This window comes from Intrasporangium sp., assembly GCF_032907665.1.
GTDB lineage: Bacteria > Actinomycetota > Actinomycetes > Actinomycetales > Dermatophilaceae > Intrasporangium.
Map to the genome: position 1 here is coordinate 1 of NZ_JAJJPG010000073.1, position 16,558 is coordinate 16,558.

At 71.2% G+C, this 16,558-nt stretch carries 15 protein-coding genes; 11 read left to right on the forward strand and 4 right to left on the reverse strand.

The genetic code is table 11. The features are described from left to right. Both prcB and prcA read left to right on the forward strand, forming a co-directional pair. The coding region (prcB, locus tag LOY02_RS11805) for a proteasome subunit beta (RefSeq protein WP_317182558.1) at window positions 1-491 on the forward strand (491 nt) is incomplete at its 5' end. Beyond that, window positions 488-1,357, forward strand: a complete 870-nt coding sequence (prcA, locus tag LOY02_RS11810) for a proteasome subunit alpha (protein WP_317182559.1) — start codon at window positions 488-490, stop codon at window positions 1,355-1,357. The genes prcB and prcA, both read left to right, overlap by 4 nt. Before the next feature lie 146 nt (window positions 1,358-1,503). Here the strand turns inward: prcA and LOY02_RS11815 are convergent, their stop codons facing one another. Beyond that, window positions 1,504-2,634: a hypothetical protein gene (locus tag LOY02_RS11815; RefSeq protein ID WP_317182560.1), complete on the reverse strand. Its 1,131-nt coding sequence runs from the start codon at window positions 2,632-2,634 to the stop codon at window positions 1,504-1,506. Window positions 2,635-2,719: 85 nt separating this feature from the next. Further along, entirely contained in the window at window positions 2,720-3,763 is a 1,044-nt protein-coding gene (locus LOY02_RS11820) for an NAD-dependent epimerase/dehydratase family protein (RefSeq protein WP_317182561.1), read from the reverse strand. 79 nt (window positions 3,764-3,842) lie between these two features. Between LOY02_RS11820 and pafA the strand changes: the two genes are divergently transcribed. The 3 genes from pafA to LOY02_RS11835 all read left to right on the forward strand — a co-directional run bounded on the left by pafA (window position 3,843) and on the right by LOY02_RS11835 (window position 6,946). Further along, complete coding sequence (gene pafA / locus LOY02_RS11825) at window positions 3,843-5,234, forward strand: Pup--protein ligase (protein WP_317182562.1); 1,392 nt, start codon at window positions 3,843-3,845, stop codon at window positions 5,232-5,234. Between the two features lie 168 nt (window positions 5,235-5,402). Next, window positions 5,403-6,443 (forward strand): FKBP-type peptidyl-prolyl cis-trans isomerase, encoded by a 1,041-nt coding sequence (locus LOY02_RS11830; protein ID WP_317182563.1) that lies wholly within the window; start codon window positions 5,403-5,405, stop codon window positions 6,441-6,443. Window positions 6,444-6,559: 116 nt separating this feature from the next. After that, on the forward strand, window positions 6,560-6,946 hold the full coding sequence (locus LOY02_RS11835) for an FKBP-type peptidyl-prolyl cis-trans isomerase (RefSeq protein WP_317182564.1): 387 nt from the start codon (window positions 6,560-6,562) through the stop codon (window positions 6,944-6,946). Window positions 6,947-7,078: 132 nt separating this feature from the next. Here the strand turns inward: LOY02_RS11835 and LOY02_RS11840 are convergent, their stop codons facing one another. Continuing rightward, window positions 7,079-8,176 (reverse strand): DUF3866 family protein, encoded by a 1,098-nt coding sequence (locus LOY02_RS11840; RefSeq protein ID WP_317182565.1) that lies wholly within the window; start codon window positions 8,174-8,176, stop codon window positions 7,079-7,081. A 101-nt stretch (window positions 8,177-8,277) separates the two neighbouring features. On the opposite strand from LOY02_RS11840, the gene LOY02_RS11845 reads away from it, so the two are divergent. The 6 genes from LOY02_RS11845 (at window position 8,278) to LOY02_RS11870 (ending at window position 15,412) form a co-directional block, all read left to right on the forward strand. Further along, complete coding sequence (locus tag LOY02_RS11845) at window positions 8,278-9,297, forward strand: helix-turn-helix transcriptional regulator (protein WP_317182566.1); 1,020 nt, start codon at window positions 8,278-8,280, stop codon at window positions 9,295-9,297. Next, window positions 9,290-10,321 (forward strand): WYL domain-containing protein, encoded by a 1,032-nt coding sequence (locus LOY02_RS11850; RefSeq protein WP_317182567.1) that lies wholly within the window; start codon window positions 9,290-9,292, stop codon window positions 10,319-10,321. The genes LOY02_RS11845 and LOY02_RS11850 overlap by 8 nt, the downstream gene beginning before the upstream one ends. 137 nt (window positions 10,322-10,458) lie before the next feature. Continuing rightward, complete coding sequence (tatA, locus tag LOY02_RS11855; RefSeq protein ID WP_317182568.1) at window positions 10,459-10,794, forward strand: Sec-independent protein translocase subunit TatA; 336 nt, start codon at window positions 10,459-10,461, stop codon at window positions 10,792-10,794. A 47-nt stretch (window positions 10,795-10,841) separates the two neighbouring features. After that, entirely contained in the window at window positions 10,842-11,654 is an 813-nt protein-coding gene (gene tatC / locus LOY02_RS11860; protein ID WP_317182569.1) for a twin-arginine translocase subunit TatC, read from the forward strand. Window positions 11,655-11,663: 9 nt separating this feature from the next. After that, window positions 11,664-12,572 (forward strand): diacylglycerol kinase, encoded by a 909-nt coding sequence (locus LOY02_RS11865; RefSeq protein ID WP_317182570.1) that lies wholly within the window; start codon window positions 11,664-11,666, stop codon window positions 12,570-12,572. After that, window positions 12,569-15,412 carry a DEAD/DEAH box helicase gene (locus LOY02_RS11870; RefSeq protein ID WP_317182571.1) on the forward strand — a complete coding sequence of 948 codons (2,844 nt, stop codon included), beginning with the start codon at window positions 12,569-12,571 and terminating at the stop codon, window positions 15,410-15,412. The genes LOY02_RS11865 and LOY02_RS11870 overlap by 4 nt, the downstream gene beginning before the upstream one ends. A 67-nt stretch (window positions 15,413-15,479) precedes the next feature. Here the strand turns inward: LOY02_RS11870 and LOY02_RS11875 are convergent, their stop codons facing one another. Next, window positions 15,480-16,478: a 5'-3' exonuclease gene (locus LOY02_RS11875; protein ID WP_317182572.1), complete on the reverse strand. Its 999-nt coding sequence runs from the start codon at window positions 16,476-16,478 to the stop codon at window positions 15,480-15,482. Window positions 16,479-16,558 lie beyond the last annotated feature (80 nt).

Consider the following 16,558-nt stretch of genomic DNA (forward strand, 5'->3'; position numbering starts at 1 on the left):
AGCTCGAGCACTACGAGAAGATCGAGGGCGCGATCATGTCCCTCGAGGGCAAGGCGAACCGCCTTGCGTCGATGATCCGCGGCAACCTCGCCCTGGCCATGCAAGGGCTGGCGGTGGTGCCGACGTACGCCGGTTACGACCTCGAGGAGGGCGTCGGCCGCATCTACTCCTATGACGTCACGGGAGGGTGCTACCTCGAGGGTGGACACCACTCGTCCGGTTCCGGCTCGGTGTTCGCCCGCGGCGCGCTGAAGAAGCTGTGGCACCCCGGGCTGGGCGAGCGCGAGGCGATCGCCGTCGCGGTCGAGGCGCTCTACGACGCTGCCGACGACGACTCGGCGACCGGCGGCCCGGACCTCGGCCGGCAGATCTGGCCGACGGTGGCCGTGGTCGACCGGACCGGGGCGCGCTTCGTCCCCGCAGACGTCCTCGAGGGCCACGTCGCCAGCGTCGTCGAGGCCCGTCGCGGCAACCCCGGAGGTGCGCGATGACGATGCCCTTCTACGTCCCTCCCGAGCAGGTGATGAAGGACCGCGCCGACTTCGCCCGCAAGGGCATCGCTCGCGGCCGGTCCGTCGTCGTGCTCGCCTACGACAAGGGCATCGCCTTCGTCGCCGAGAACCCCTCCCGGGCCCTGCACAAGGTCTCCGAGATCTATGACCGGATCGCGTTCGCGGCGGTCGGTCGATACAACGAGTTCGAGTCGCTTCGCGTGGCCGGGATCCGCTACGCCGACCTGCGCGGCTACTCCTATGACCGCACGGATGTCACGGCGCGGGCCCTCGCCAACACCTACGCCCAGACCCTCGGGGCGGTCTTCACCCAGGAGTCGAAGCCGTTCGAGATCGAGATCGTCGTGGCCGAGGTGGGCGCGAGCGTCCAGGACGACCAGATCTTCCGGCTCACCTACGACGGGTCCGTGGCCGACGAGCGGGGCTTCGTGGTGATGGGCGGGGCGAGCGAGCAGGCCGAGGTGAGGCTGGCAGAGCTGTGGCGCCCGGGCCTCAGTCTGGGCGAGGCCCTCAAGGTGGCCGTTGACGTCCTCGCGATGTCGTCCGAGGGCGCCGAGCCTCGACAGCTCGACGCGGACCAGCTCGAGGTCGCGGTGCTCGACCGGGACCGCCCGCGCCGCACGTTCCGCCGCATCGTCGGATCGCTGCTCGAGCGCCTGCTCAGCCGTGAGGTCCCGATGGCCGACGCGCCCCTCGACGAGGCGCATCCCGGCCATCCGGAGGTGCTCAGCGGCGAGACGGAAGGTGCCGACGGCGACGATGCCGCTGCGCCGACCGGGCACGACAATGCCGGGCCGCGCCGAGACGGTCAGGGCCGGGACGACGGCCCGACGCAACCCACCTGAGCGTCACCGCACGACCCACCGCTCACCACAGTCGTCACCGCACGTCTCGGTGGCCGCCTCCGCAAGGGACCACACGCGCCGGCGCCGTCCGACCGTTGGGTCGGACGGCGCCGGCGCGTGGCCCGGGGATGCGCCCCAAGGGGTGTTCAGTTGGTGGCCACGGACTCCTTCGGGGCTGCACCGTTGGCGTCTGCGCCACCCGCCTCGGGGTCGGCGTTCTCACCCTGCGGGGGAATCGCCTGCATGACGATCGTCGTGTCGGCAGCCGATGGCTCGACCGCCTGAGGAGCGGTCTGGCCCTGCGGCTTCGACGGTGCCTGCTGCTGCGGCGCGGACTCGGGTGCCTGCTGCGCGGGTAGGGCGTCGGGGATGGTGCCCCCACCGAGGGTGGAGAGCATCTGCCGCACGTTGGCGAGCTGTGAGGTGATGGCGTCCCGCTGCGCGGTCGAGGCGGCGAGCTCGCGCTCGGACTCCTCGCGCACCCTCGCGGCGTGCTCGCGGGCCTCGGAGACGATGAGGTCGGCCTGCGACTGCGCGCCGTTGAGGATGGCCTGGGCCCTGCTGCGCAGCTCGGCGGCGTCCTGCTCCGAGCGCTCGCGCAGCTGCCGGGCCTGCCGCTCGGCCTCGGCCAACGTGGCCTCGAGCGCCTCACGACGGGTCTCGAACTCCTTGTCGGCCTGCTCACGGCGGGTGGCGAGGGTCGTCTCGAGCTCTGCCGTCGCGGCAGCGGCCTTGGCCCGGTGTGCCTCGTACTCGGCGGCGGCTTCCTGCCGCTGCGCCGACGCGACGCTCTGGGCCTCGGCGATGATCGCCTGCGCCTCGCGGTTCGCCTGGGCGACGATGCGCTGGGCCTCGTCCTCCGCGCGGGCCTTGGCCTGCTCCGCGTAGGCGCCGGTCGTCGCCTTGAGCTCGGCTGCGGCGTTGTTGGCCCGCTCGCGGATGGCCTCGGCCTCCTGTGCGGCCCGGTTGCGCATCTCGGCGGCCTCGGCGTCGGCCAGCGTGAGGATCTGGCCGACCCGCTCGCCGAGCTCGGTGTAGGTCTGCGCCTGGGAGGGTGCGGCCTTCTTGAGGTCGGCCATCGCACGGGTCTGCTGCCCGAGCTGGCCGCGGAGGTCAGCGAGCTGGGCGTTGAGCTTCGTCAGCTCGACGCTGCGCTCGGAGGCGTCCTTCTTCGCAGCCTGGAGGGTCCGGTTCTGCGATTCGATGAACGCATCGACCTCCTCCGGCTCGTATCCGCGTCGGGAGAACTTGAAATTGGGTCTGTCGATCATGGCCATCCAAGGGAGAGTGGAGGAGTTCGTCGGTAGGGGGGCGATGGCCATTGTTACAGGCTCGGCCCGATCGAGACAGGGTGGTCCAGGCTCAATCGGATATCGAGCGCTCAGATACCGGCTGCGCCGAGCCCGCTGAGATCGCCGCGATCACGTCGAGCTCGTCGTGGCGGTCGAGACCGGCCTTCGACCGCGCGCGATCCGTGCCGAGCTGCTCCTCCCAGGCCAGGGCGTCCGACATGGTGGTCTCCAGCGGCCGGCTGGCCAGCCCGGCCCGAGTGGCAGCGGCGCCGCTGCGGTCCATGAACGCCTGCCACTCGGGATCACGAAGCCACAACGGCAGCGACCGCGGCCCCATGAACTCCTGGATGCCCATCCGGTCCAGCGTCTCGCCGTCCGCCCGGACGACCTCGCCGTGGAAGCCGGCAACCCGTGCCGCGGCGTCGAGGACGTGCTCGAGCGGCACGGGAGCACCGACGGCGTTGTAGGTGCCGGTGGTGCCGGACAGGCCCGCGGAGACGAGCCAGTCCGCGAGGTCGCCGACGTCGACCCACTGGACCTGCTGGTTCGGGTGGTCCGGCACGAGGACCGCCCCGCCGTCCCGGGCAGCCTGGGCGAAGCGCCCGGGCCAGTAGCCGAAGCGCTCGGTCGGGTCGCCGTGCCCGACGATGAGTCCACTCCGCGCGATGAGCGCTGCACCGGCGCGGCCCTCGGCGACGGCGCTCTCGCAGGCGACCTTGCCCTCGCCGTACTGCTCGGGGGTGGCCTCGTCGGCCCCCAGGGCCGGGAGGAGCGTCGCCGACTCGTCGGCGCGGGGCTCGTCGTGGCGTGCGTAGACGGAGCAGGAGCTGACGAACACCCAGTGCGTGGCACGGTGCGCCAGGGCTGCGATCGCTCCCCGAACGTGGCCGGGCTGTCGGGCGACATCGACGACGAGGTCCCAGGACACCGGCCCTGCCAGCGCCTCGTAGGCGGCAGGGTCGGCGCGGTCGGCCCGCACGAGACGGGCGCCGTCCGGCACCGTCCCCGACTCCCCGCGGGCCAGGCACGTCACCTCGTGCCCGAGAGCGACGGCGCGGGCCGCGACGGTGCCGCCGAGCCAGCTGGTTCCACCGAGGACGAGGATCGAGGCCATGGCGCCAGCAGAGCACGGTCACCGCGCCGCCGTCCACGAGGTTCGCCCCCAGCAGAGCGGGGGTGCTTAGAGTTGGTGCATGGAGCGGCGGATCTTCGGGATCGAGAACGAGTACGGCGTCACCTGCACGACGCAGGGACAGCGCCGGCTCACGCCCGACGAGGTCGCGCGCTACCTGTTCCGCCGGGTCGTCGCGTGGGGTCGCTCGAGCAACGTCTTCCTCGGCAACGGCGCGCGGCTCTACCTCGACGTGGGCTCGCACCCGGAGTACGCCACCGCGGAGTGTGACTCGGTGCGCGAGCTCGTCATCCAGGACAAGGCGGGGGAGCGGATCCTCGAGGGCCTCGTCGAGGACGCCCAGTCCCGGCTGCGCGACGACGGCGTCGAGGGCGAGATCTTCGTCTTCAAGAACAACACCGACTCGGCCGGGAACTCGTACGGCTGCCACGAGAACTACCTCTTCGGCCGCTCCGGCGACTTCCAGCGGGTGTCGGACATGTTCATCCCGTTTCTCATCAGCCGCCAGATCACCTCTGGTGCAGGGAAAGTCGTCGCCACAGCGCACGGCGCCAGCTTCTCCGTGAGCCAGCGGGCCGACCACATCTGGGAGGGGGTGTCGTCTGCCACGACCCGGTCCCGCCCCATCATCAACACCAGGGACGAGCCGCATGCGGACGCCGAGCGCTACCGCCGCCTCCACGTCATCGTCGGCGACTCGAACATGTCCGAGACGACGAGCCTGCTCAAGGTCGGAAGTGCGGACCTCGTGCTGCGTCTCATCGAGCACGGTGTCGTCATGCGGGACCTCACGTTGGAGAACCCGATCCGGGCCATCCGGACGATGAGCCACGACCCGACGGGACGCGCGACCGTGCGCCTCGCCAACGGCCGCGAGCTCTCGGCGCTCGACATGCAGCGGGAGTTCTTCGAGAAGGCCTCGGACTTCGTCGACCGTGAAGGCATGGAGTCACCGGACACCAAGCAGGTCCTCGATCTCTGGGGCCGCGCCCTCGACGCGATCGGTTCGGGGGACCTCGACGCCATCGGCACCGAGATCGACTGGGTCATCAAGCTCCGCCTCATCGAGCGATACCGGGCCCGGCACGGCCTTGGCCTCGCCGACCCGAGGGTGCTCCAGCTCGACCTGGCCTACCACGACATCAACCGGTCCCGGGGCCTGTTCTACCTGCTGCAGAGGCGCGGCCAAGCCGCCCGGGTGGCCTCCGACGTCGAGGTGTTCGAGGCGAAGGTCCGACCGCCCCAGACGACGAGGGCCAAGCTGCGTGGGGACTTCATCCGTGCCGCCCAGGCCCATGGTCGTGACTTCACGGTCGACTGGGTACACCTCAAGCTCAACGACCAGGCGCAGCGCACCGTGCTGTGCAAGGACCCCTTCCGGGCCGTCGACGAGCGGGTGGAGCGCCTCATGGAGACGATCTCGCGGTCGCCGGCGGTGCCGCGGTCGCTCTGAGCCCCTCGGGCACGCCTGGTGTGTTGTCAGCCCTTCTCAGCTCCGCTGAGCCCCTATCGGCACGCTCGCGGGCTTCCCGAGTGGCAGTCACAAGAACTGGGGTTACAGTGACCAGGCTGCCCTGTCGGGGCACCCGCTGCACCAGCCCAACGACCCGAAAGCGTTCCTGTGCGAATTCGATCAGCCGCGACGGCCGCCGTCGCCGTCCTCGGCCTGTCCGTCCTCTCCGCCTGCGGCCAGACCTCGCCCGCCGAGCCCGGCTCGACGGGAACGGATGGCACGGGCACCGCAGCGTCATCCACGGGGTCGTCCACGGCGGCCCCCGACCCGGCCGCCGACGTCAAGGCGCTGGCGGGGGTGACCGCGACCGGTCCCGTGGACTTCAAGACCGCTCCGAAGGTCGAGCTCGGGCCCACGCCGATCTCGACGACGACCGTCCAGCGCAAGGTCCTCACCCCGGGGACGGGGCCCGCGGCCACCAAGCAGGACACGGTCCGCGTCCGGGTCCAGATCTATCACGGCACGTCGGGCAAGCTGCTCGACGACGGCTTCGGCAAGAACCGCCGCGACGAGGGCTACCGACTCGGTCGCGCCGACCTCATCCCGGGCTTCACCGAGGGCCTCGTGGGGGCCCAGAAGGGCTCACGGGTCGCCTTCACGATCCCGCCCGCCAAGGGCTTCGGTGACAGTGGCAACGCGCAGCTCGGCGTGACGGCGACGGACACCCTGGTCGTCATCGCTGACGTGTCTGACGTGCACCGCGGGCTCACGGTCCTCGAGGGCAAGGGTGCGGCGAGCCCCAAGGGCCTGCCGACAGTGGAGTTCCCCGACGGCAACGCCAAGGCCCCGAAGCTGACCATCCCCCAGGGCGCAGCTCCGGCGGAGACGCAGCAGGCGACACTCATCGAGGGAGACGGGCCCGTCGTCGAGGCAAACCAGTTCATCACCGCGCACTACCACGGCGCCCTCTGGAAGGACGGCTCGGTCTTCGACTCGTCCTGGAACCGTGGCACGCCGGCCGACTTCCTCATCGGTGCCGGCCAGGTCATTCCCGGGTGGGACAAGGTGCTCGTCGGCAAGAAGGTGGGCAGCCGGGTGCTGATCGTCATCCCGCCGAAGGACGGCTACGGCGAGCAGGGCAACCCCAACGGCGGCATCACGGGGACGGACACCCTCGTCTTCGTCGTGGACATCCTCGACGCCTACTGAGGCACACGGAAGCCCCGTTCGAGGCCCGAGCACCCGAGGCCGCGAAACAGGCGCGGTCCGTGCTCCTGACAGACTGGGGGCGTGCTGTCCGGCACGCTCCGACGAAGGGAACGACCATGCCACTCGACCCAGACCGCACCAAGCCGGAGATCGACTTCCCCGAGGGTGATGCCCCGGCTGATCTCGTGATCGAGGACCTCATCGAGGGCGACGGCCGCGAGGCGAAGGCCGGAGACACAGTGCGGGCGCACTATGTCGGCGTCGCGCACTCCACGGGGGAGGAGTTCGACTCGTCGTGGAACCGCGGCGCGCCGCTCGACTTCCGGCTCGGCGTCGGCATGGTCATCCCGGGGTGGGACAAGGGCATCCAGGGGATGAAGGTCGGGGGCCGGCGCAAGCTCACCATCCCGGCGCACCTCGCCTACGGTGACCGCGGCGCCGGTGGGGCGATCGGACCGGGGGAGACGCTCATCTTCGTGGTCGACCTCGACGACGTGCGCTGACCACGACCGAGCCGTATGCCGCTGGGCTGAGGGCCGGCGACAGGTCAGCCGGGTGCGTGGCAGGCTCGGGCGCACCCGCCGGGCCAGGTCAGCCCGGCGGAAGGTGGCGGGGCGGACCGACGTGGCTCGCCGTCAGCGGTTCGGGACGAGGGATGCGGCGTGGCGGCCCGCGACCGCTGCAGCGATGAACGACAGGCGGTCGTCCTCGAAGCCGCGCCCCATCGTCGAGAGCGGGACCGGCGTGGCCCGGAGCGCCTCGTCCAGTCCCTCGCAGTCGACCTCGACGAGCTTCAGCCGCCCCCCGGTCGAGTCGCAGAGAGCCCGTGCCTGGCTGTGGACATAGGTGGCCAGGTCCTCGGTGAGGCGGGGGACCGGCACGTCAGCCGGAACGAGGGCGACCCGGCCGTACGCCGTGGCGCTGTGGTGCGACAGACCCCGGTGGCGCGGTCGCCGGTCCGCCTCGGAGACCCGCAACGAGGCGATCGGGTGGCCTCCGAGCACGCCAGCCGCATTGACGGCCTCGCCTGCAGAGGTGCCGGAGAACCCCCACCGCGTGCCGGTTCCGAGATTCCCCGGCCCCTGCGCGACGACGGCGACGTCGGCACCGACGACGAGGTGTGCGGCCAGCAGCCCCGTGTGCACGTTGACGGCCTCGAGATCGCCGCCGTAGGCCTGGCCGACGCTGATCGAGGCCTCGAGCCACCCTGCGTCTCGCAGGCCGGCCACCGTTCGCGAGAAGTCCATGGGCAGCGCGCCACCGTCGGTCATGACGTACGCGACTCTGGCGCCGGGCACGGCCTCGCGCAGACCCGCGATGATCGCCGGCAGGGCCGAGTGGAGGTCGGCGACGATGACGGGCATGCCACCGAGGTCGTCCGCATCGCGCAGCCGTGCGTGCTCGGGGCTGTCCTGCTCGTCGACGCCGAGCACCATCGTCTGCCCCGGTGTGTAGCGGGCCTTGACGAGGTGGCCGGTGAGGTCCGTGACGTCCACGGGCTCGGGCAGGTGGTCCGGCGCTGCGACGACAATGGCGAACCCGCCCGTCCCCAGGCCGCGCTCCAGGGCGGTCGTGTTGAGCAGCACGCGCACGCCGACGGGGAGGTCCCCGACGATGTCGACGTAGCCGAGCGCTCGGATGGTCTCGCCGGAAGCCAGCTCAGCGGCATACTCCACCGCCCCGGCCCAGCGTGAGTGCACCTCGGTGATGACTGCCGACCGCCATTGGATCATGGTGCCGACCCTACCGACGTCACGTGCCCCGCGCCGCGCCGGTAGTCGGGTAGCGTCTGACTGCGCCCGCTCGGGGCGACCCGGACCAGAGGCAGGTGGACATGAGCGCATCGTCGGCGTCGGCGGAGAAGACGGAGCGGCTGCTCAACCTCATCCTCGCCCTGAAGTCGGCGCGGCGCCCGATCCCCAAGGACAAGCTGCGCTCGTCGCTGCCCGCCTACGCGGAGGCACCGTCCGACGAGGCCTTCGACCGGATGTTCGAGCGCGACAAGGACGAGCTGCGAGAGATGGGCATTCCCATCACGACGACCGTCGTCGATGTCCTCTTCGACGACGAGGTGGGCTACCGGATCGACTCGAGCGAGACGTCGCTGCCGGAGATCAGCTTCGAGCCGGACGAGGTGGCGGCGCTCGCCCTCGCGGCCCGGGCGTGGTCCACGGCCAGCATCTCCGGCACCGCCACTGCGGCCCTGCGCAAGCTCCGGCTGGCGGGGGTGGAGATCGACGAGTCGCTCGCGGCCGGGGTCGAGCCGCGCATCCGGACGACCGAGTCCGCCTTCGACCCGGTCCATGCCGCCGTCCTCGCTCGGCAGCCGATCATCTTCGACTACCGCAAGAACGACGGGTCGGTGAGCACCCGTCACGTGCGTCCCTGGGCACTCAAGCACTGGCACGGCCGGTGGTACCTCACGGGCCATGATGTCGACCGGGGTGCCGAGCGGGCGTTCCGTCTCGGCCGGGTCGTGGGACCGGTCCGCAGGAAGGGACGGGCGGGGTCCTACGAGGTCCCGGCCGACCACGTCCCCGAGGTGTCGCTCGCCGCGCAGGCTGCGGAGCCCGAGGGCACAGCCGTGGTCCGCCTGCGCCATGGGCGGGGCCATGCCCTGCGGCAGGCGGCCGGCACGACCCGGGACATCGACCACGAGTGGGGCGAGGTGGAGCTGCCCTACGAACGTGGGCGGACCGAGCGTGACGTCGCCGCCCTCGGCCGCCATGCCGTCGCCGTATCGCCACCCGAGCTCGTCGAGGGCGTGCGCACCGCCCTGGCCCGCACCATCGCGGCCCACGGCGGCCACGGCGTGAGAGCGGACGTCGACTCGCGAGGTTCCGCCGATGAGTGACAAGCGCCTGAGCGACAGCCGTAGGGGTGACAAGGGAGTGGCCCCGCCGGGCAGTGCCCGCACCGCGCCCGAGACCGCCACCCAACGGCTCGGCCGACTGCTCGCCATGGTCCCGTGGCTGCTGCGCCACCAGGGCGTGAGCATCGAGGAGGCCGCCCTGGAGTTCGGGGTCACCCCGGCACAGGTCGAGTCCGACCTCGAGCTGCTCTTCCTCTGCGGCACCCCGGGCTACACCCACGCAGAGCTCATCGACGCCCAGTGGGACGACGGCCACATCTACCTCGCCAACGCCGACGACATCGCCGCGCCGATGCGCCTCACCCGGGACGAGGCCGTCACCCTCACGGCGGGCCTCCAGGCGCTCAGCTCGATCCTCGTGAACTCCGAGATCGCCGAGCGGACCCTGGCCAAGCTGCGTAGGGCGACGACGGCCGCCGATCCCGGGGGAGGACAGATCGCGCTCGACCTCGACGATGGCAGCCAGCATGCCGTGATGACCCAGCTCAAGGAGGCCGTGGCCACCCGCCGACGGGTCCACCTGACGTACTACGTGGCGACGCGCGACGAGACGACGGAGCGCGACGTCGACATCATGCGCATCGTCAACCTCGACGGTCAGTGGTACCTCGAGGGATGGTGCCATCGGGCGCAGGCAGTCCGGTTCTTTCGCGTCGACCGGATCGAGGCGGCGACCGTCCTCGACGTCGACGGCGCGCCGCCGCGCGAGGCGACTCCTCGCGACCTCAGCGACGAGATCTTCGTCCCGAGCGAGAGCGACCTCACCGTGGTCCTCGAGGCGAGTCCGCGGGCGGCGTGGATCGCCGACTACTACCCCAACGAAGGCGTCGTGCGCAGTCAGGACGGGTCGCTGCAGGTCACGATGAGGGTGGCCGACCCGGCCCTCGTCCGTCGGCTCGTCCTCCGGCTCGGCGGGGACGCACGCGTGGTGTCACCGCCGGAGATCGCCGAGGCCGTCGCCGAGGAGGCCCGTGCCGCCCTCGCGGCCTATGACGACGCGGGCTGAGCAGCCTCCCTCACGGGCCCCTCGCGACGAGGCGACCCTCGTTGTTCACGCCACCCACGTATGCTGGTGACCTGCAGCATCCATGCTGCAGCGAACGGCCCCATGAATGCGGGTCCTGACGTCTGAGGAGACGACACATGCCCAACCTGGGTGCGCCAGAGCTCATCATCATCGCCATCATCCTCATCGCGTTGTTCGGCTGGAAGAGGCTTCCCGACATGGCGCGCAGCCTGGGTCGCTCGGCCCGCGTCTTCAAGTCCGAGGTCGACGAGATGAAGAAGGACGGCGCGGCACAGAGCGAGGCCGCCGCGACTACGGTGCCCGGCAGCGTCGCGGACGACGAGCCGACACGTCGCGCCGCCGAGGCCGAGGCCGAGGCCAGGGCCGCGGAGGCCCGCGCCAAGGAGGCCGAGGCCCGCGCGGCACAGGCCCGGGCCGACGCCGACCGGTTCCGCAGCGACCCCAGCCTCTGAGCCCCCATCTGATCTCGAGCCCGAGCGAACTGAGACCGAAGCCACCGATGCCGTCGCTGTTGCGCAAACGCAATCCCGAGGGGCGGATGTCGCTCGCCGATCACCTGCGCGAGCTCCGCAACCGCATCATGGTGTCAGGGCTGGCGATCATCGCCGGAGCCGTCGTCGGCTGGATCTACTACGACCCGATCATCAACCGGCTCATCCAGCCTCTCAAGGACGTCGCCGCGCAGCGCGGTGACACCGGACTGGTCAACATCAACTTCGGGACGATGACCGACGCGTTCGCGATCAAGCTGACCGTCGCGCTCTTCGTCGGGCTCATCCTCGCCTCGCCCGTGTGGCTGATGCAGGTCTGGGGCTTCGTGGTCCCCGGCCTGACCAAGAAGGAGAAGCGGGTCACCAGGCTCTTCGTCGTCGCAGCGGTGCCGCTCTTCGTCGCCGGCTGCGCGGCGGCCTTCTTCATGGTGCCGAAGGCCGTGGCGGTCCTGCTCGACTTCACCCCAGTCGGCGCCTTCAACATCCAGGACGCCTCGCTCTACCTGTCCTTCGTGCTGAAGTTCATCATCGCCTTCGGGTGTGCCTTCCTCCTGCCCGTCTTCCTGGTCAGCTTCAACATCGTCGGCCTGCTCTCGGGTCGCGCCATGCTCAAGGCGTGGCGACCGGCCGTCATGCTGATCTTCGTCTTCGCTGCCGTCATGACGCCCACCCCGGACGCCTTCACCATGCTCTTCATGGCCTCGCCGATGATCGTGCTCTACTTCGGGTCGGTCGGCATCGCGTTCCTCTTCGACCGGAAGCGCAGGGAGAACCTCCCCGACTGGTTGGACGTGCCCGACGACCAGGCATCCGCCCTGTAGCGTTCGGGTGTGTCCGAGCGCGTCGCCCTCATCGTCAACCCCATGTCCGGCAGGGGAGCCGGCCGGGTGCTCGGCGCGGAGACCCGCCGCCTCCTGCTCGCGAGCGGTCGCGAGGTGGTGGACGCGTCCGGGCTCACCTTGGCCGAGGCGAGCCGATGCGGGGCCGAAGCGGTCCGGGAGGGCGTCGACGCTCTCGTCGTGGTCGGCGGCGACGGTCTGGTCCACCTCGGGGTGAACCTCGTGGCCGGCACCACCACCCCGCTCGGCGTCGTCGCGGCCGGAACCGGCAACGACTTCGCCCGCAACCTCGGGCTGCCCGTCCGTGATGCCGCCGGTGCCGTGGACGTCATCACCGGCGGGCTCGTTCGCACCATCGACGCGGGCCGTGCCACCGGGCCGAGCGGTGAGCCGAAGTGGTTCGGGGGCGTCCTCGGCGCCGGCTTCGATGCCGTCGTGACCGCCCGGGCCGGCCGGATGCGGTGGCCGAAGGGCCAGATGCGCTACAACCTCGCGGTGCTCCGCGAGCTGCCGGTCTTCAAGCCGATCCCCTACGTCGTCGTGCTCGACGGGCGCCGCGTCGAGACGAGCGCCATGCTCGTGGCGGTGGCCAACACCTCGTCGTTCGGGGGCGGCATGCGCGTCTGCCCGGATGCGGATCCCTGCGACGGACTCTTCGACGTCCTCATCGTCCGCGCCATCTCGGTGCCCCGCTTCCTCCGCGTGTTTCCCACGGTGTACTCCGGGGCACATGTCACCCACCCAGCGGTCGAGATCCAGCGCGCGGCCCGGGTCCGGCTCGAGGCCGACCACATCTGCTCCCAGGCCGACGGGGAGCCGTTCACCGAGCTGCCCCTCGACATCGAGATCGTGCCGCACGCCCTGAGGGTGCTCGCCCCGCGGGGAGACGCGCAGCGATGAACGAGGCAGGGGAACGGGACGGGCCCGCACTGCGCGAGTTCGCGGCGGAGCTCGACTTCCCGATGGACGACTTCCAGGTCGAGGCGTGCCGGGCGGTCGAGGACGGGCGCGGGGTCCTCGTCGCTGCGCCCACCGGAGCGGGCAAGACCGTGGTCGGCGAGTTCGCGGTGCACCTGGCCCTGAAGACCGGTCGCAAGGCCTTCTACACGACGCCGATCAAGGCGCTGTCGAACCAGAAGTACGCCGACCTCGTGCGACGTCACGGCGTCGATCGGGTGGGCCTGCTCACCGGGGACGCCTCGATCAACGGGGAGGCGCCGATCGTCGTCATGACCACCGAGGTGCTGCGCAACATGATGTATGCCGGCTCCAGCACCCTCAGCGGTCTCGGCTGGGTCATCATGGACGAGGTCCACTACCTCGCCGACCGCTTCCGCGGCGCGGTGTGGGAGGAGGTCATCATCCACCTCCCACCCGATGTCAGCGTGGTGTCCCTGTCCGCCACGGTCTCGAACGCCGAGGAGTTCGGAGCCTGGCTCGACGAGGTGCGGGGTGACACGGCCGTCATCGTCTCGGAGCATCGTCCCGTGCCGCTCTGGCAGCACATGATGGTGGGCCAGACGCTCTTCGACCTCTTCGTCGAGGAGACCGTGGAGCGGCGCGGCGCGCCGGCGGCCCGTCGCGAGCTGAGCGTCAACCCCGACCTCCTGCACGCCATTCGCGGGACGGAAGGCCGCGGGGCCTGGGACTCACACTGGTCGGCGGGCGGCCGGGGACGATCGAGGGGTCGACGCAACGGGCGGGGCGGTCGGGGGGATGACTGGGGCGGTCGGGGACGGCGCGGAGGCGAGTCCCGCAGCGCCGGGACCGGCGACCCGGCGCGTGGCTTCGCCCGGGGTGGCCGGCCAGGGGGCGGAGCCACCCGCGCCGAGGTCATCGAGCGCCTGGACCGGGAGGGCCTGCTCCCGGCCATCACGTTCATCTTCAGCCGGGCCGGGTGCGACGCGGCGGTGGGCCAGCTGCTCGCCAGTGGCATGCGTCTGGTCACCGAAGCCGAGGGAGGCGCCAACCGACGGCTCGTCGAGGAGCGGGTCCAGGGTCTCGCCGAGGAGGACCTCGCGGTGCTCGGCTACTGGGACTTCGTCGACGGCATCTCCCGGGGCTTCGCCGCCCACCACGCGGGGATGCTCCCGACCTTTCGCGAGATCGTGGAGGAGCTGTTCACGCACGGCCGGGTCCGTGCCGTCTTCGCGACCGAGACCCTGGCGCTCGGGATCAACATGCCCGCCCGCACCGTCGTCCTCGAGAAGCTCGTCAAGTTCAACGGCGAGAGCCATGTCGACGTCACCCCGGCCGAGTACACCCAGCTGACCGGTCGCGCCGGCCGTCGGGGCATCGACATCGAAGGACACGCAGTCGTCCTCTGGAACCGCGGTCTCGACCCGGAGAGCGTGGCCGGTCTCGCCTCGACCCGGACCTACCCGCTCCGCTCCAGCTTCCGCCCGACCTACAACATGGCCGTCAACCTCGTCCGGCAGTTCGGGCGGGAGACCGCGCGCGAGATCCTCGAGACCTCCTTCGCCCAGTTCCAGGCCGACCGGGCCGTCGTCGGCTTCGTGCGCACCGTGCGTCGCAACGAGGAGGCCCTCGCGGGCTACGCCGAGTCGATGACCTGTCACCTCGGTGACTTCTCGGAGTACGCCGCGCTCCGCAACGAGATCCGCACCATCGAGAAGGAAGGGGCCAGGGCCCGCTCTGCCTCACTGCGAGCCGCGGCCGCGGTGTCGCTCGAGAACCTCCGGATCGGCGACATCATTCGCATCCCGAGTGGCCGCCACAGCGGTCTGGCCGTCGTCGTGCTGCCCAACCGGGGCGGCGGTCGGGGGGAGACCCCGTCACCGGCGGTCGTCACCGAGGACCATCATCTCCGGCGCCTCACGCTTCACGACGTCCCCGCGCCGGTCGAGGCCCTGGGCACGATGCGGGTGCCGAAGCACTTCAACGCCAAGAGCCCCAAGGCCCGGCGCGACCTCGCGGCGACGCTGCGGGCGACCGTGCCGCACGACCCGCCCCGCCGACGCGCCGTCGTCGTCGAGGAGGAAGCCGCCAACGCCCGTCTCGACGAGCTCCGTCGCCGGCTGCGGGCGCACCCGTGCCACCAGTGCCCCGAGCGCGAGGACCACGCGCGCTGGGCGGAGCGGTGGTGGCGCCTGCGCCGTGAGACCGACGGGTTGCAGCGGAAGGTCGAGGGACGGACCAACTCGGTGGCCAGGACCTTCGACCGGATCTGTGAGCTGCTCATCGACATGGGCTACCTCGCCGACGGGGGAGAGCGGGTCACCGAGCACGGGGACCGGCTACGCCGGCTCTACACCGAGAAGGACCTGCTCGCGGCCGAGTGCCTGCGCGAAGGGGTGTGGCGCGGACTTGACCCGCCGTCACTTGCCGCGGTCGTCTCGATGCTCATCCACGAGCCGCGACGTGAGGACACGGGCCTGGCGCCCCGGTGGCCCAACGACGACGTCCGGGAGGCTCACGACCGGATGCTCTCCCTCTGGTCCGATCTCGAGGACGCGGAGGGGGCGCTGGCCCTCCCCACAACAGGGGCGCCGGATCCGGGGATCGCCTGGCCGGTGCACCGTTGGGCGAGCGGCCGTCCCCTGGAGGAGGTGCTCCGGGGCACCGAGCTCGCGGCCGGTGACTTCGTGCGCCGGTGCAAGCAGGTGATCGACCTGCTCGACCAGCTCACCGATGCCGGTGATCGCGACCTGCAGCGCGTCGCGCGGAAGGCCGGCGACGCCGTCCTGCGGGGGGTCGTCGCGGCCGACCGGCTGGACTGAGCCGCCGCGCGATGGTGTCGTATGCCGCTGAGCCGGCTCAGCGGCATACCTGACCTTCCGTGGGTGGCTAGCCGATACCGAGGGCGCGCACGACGCGGTCGAAGGAATTGGTCAGGCCGTGGTCGACCGCGAGACGGGACATGAGTGCCGGGTCGGCGACCTGGGTCGGCACGTGGAGGTCGATCTCGCCGACCGGTGCGTCGCGGACCACCTCGACCACCCGGGGTGCAGCGTCGAGGTAGTCGGCGCCGGCCTCGAGTCGAGCCCGTTGGGCTCCCTTGATCGCAGGGTCGCCCGCGGCGATCGCGGCCCGCAGCGCTTCGAGGGAACCGTAGGTCGTGATGAGCTTGGCGGCTGTCTTCTCGCCGATGCCGGCCACGCCGGGCAGGCCGTCGCTCGTGTCGCCCCGCAGGACGGCCATGTCGGCGTAGGCCGCACCCGTCGGGATGCCGTACTTCTCGAGGAGGAAGGCCTCGTCGACGAGGTCCGGGTTGCGCACGCCGCCACGCGCCGTGTAGACGACCCGGATCTCGTGGGCGTCGTCGACGAGCTGGAAGAGATCCCGGTCGCCGGTGACGATGTCGATGGGTCGCTGGCCACGATGCAGGGTGGCGAGGGTGCCGATGACGTCGTCGGCCTCGTGCCCGTCGACGCCGACCCGGGCGACACCGAGCGCGGCGAGGGCATCGATGATGATGGGAACCTGGACCGCCAGCGCGTCGGGCACCTCCTCCTCGGCAGGCCCGGCGGACGGTCCGGCGACAGCTTCCCCGGGGGCGCCCTGGGCGTCTGCGTCGGCGGCGTTCCCGGTGGGGGCAGCAACGCGGTGGGACTTGTACGTCGGGATCGCCGCGACGCGGAAGGCAGGACGCCAGTCGTTGTCCCAGCACGCGGCGAGGTGCGAGGGGCGCGACCTCTCGGCGAGCGAGGCGATCATGTCGAGCAGCCCGCGGACCGCATTGGTCGGGACTCCGCTGGGCCCGATGACCTCGGGCACACCGAAGAAGGCCCGGAAGTAGAGGGAGGCCGTGTCGAGGAGGAGCAGGCGTTCGGTCATGACGGTCATCGTGCCACGGCGCGACGACGTCATCGGTGGCCGCGATGGGTCCCGCGTTGGGCCAGCGATGGATCCATGGGTGGGTGTCG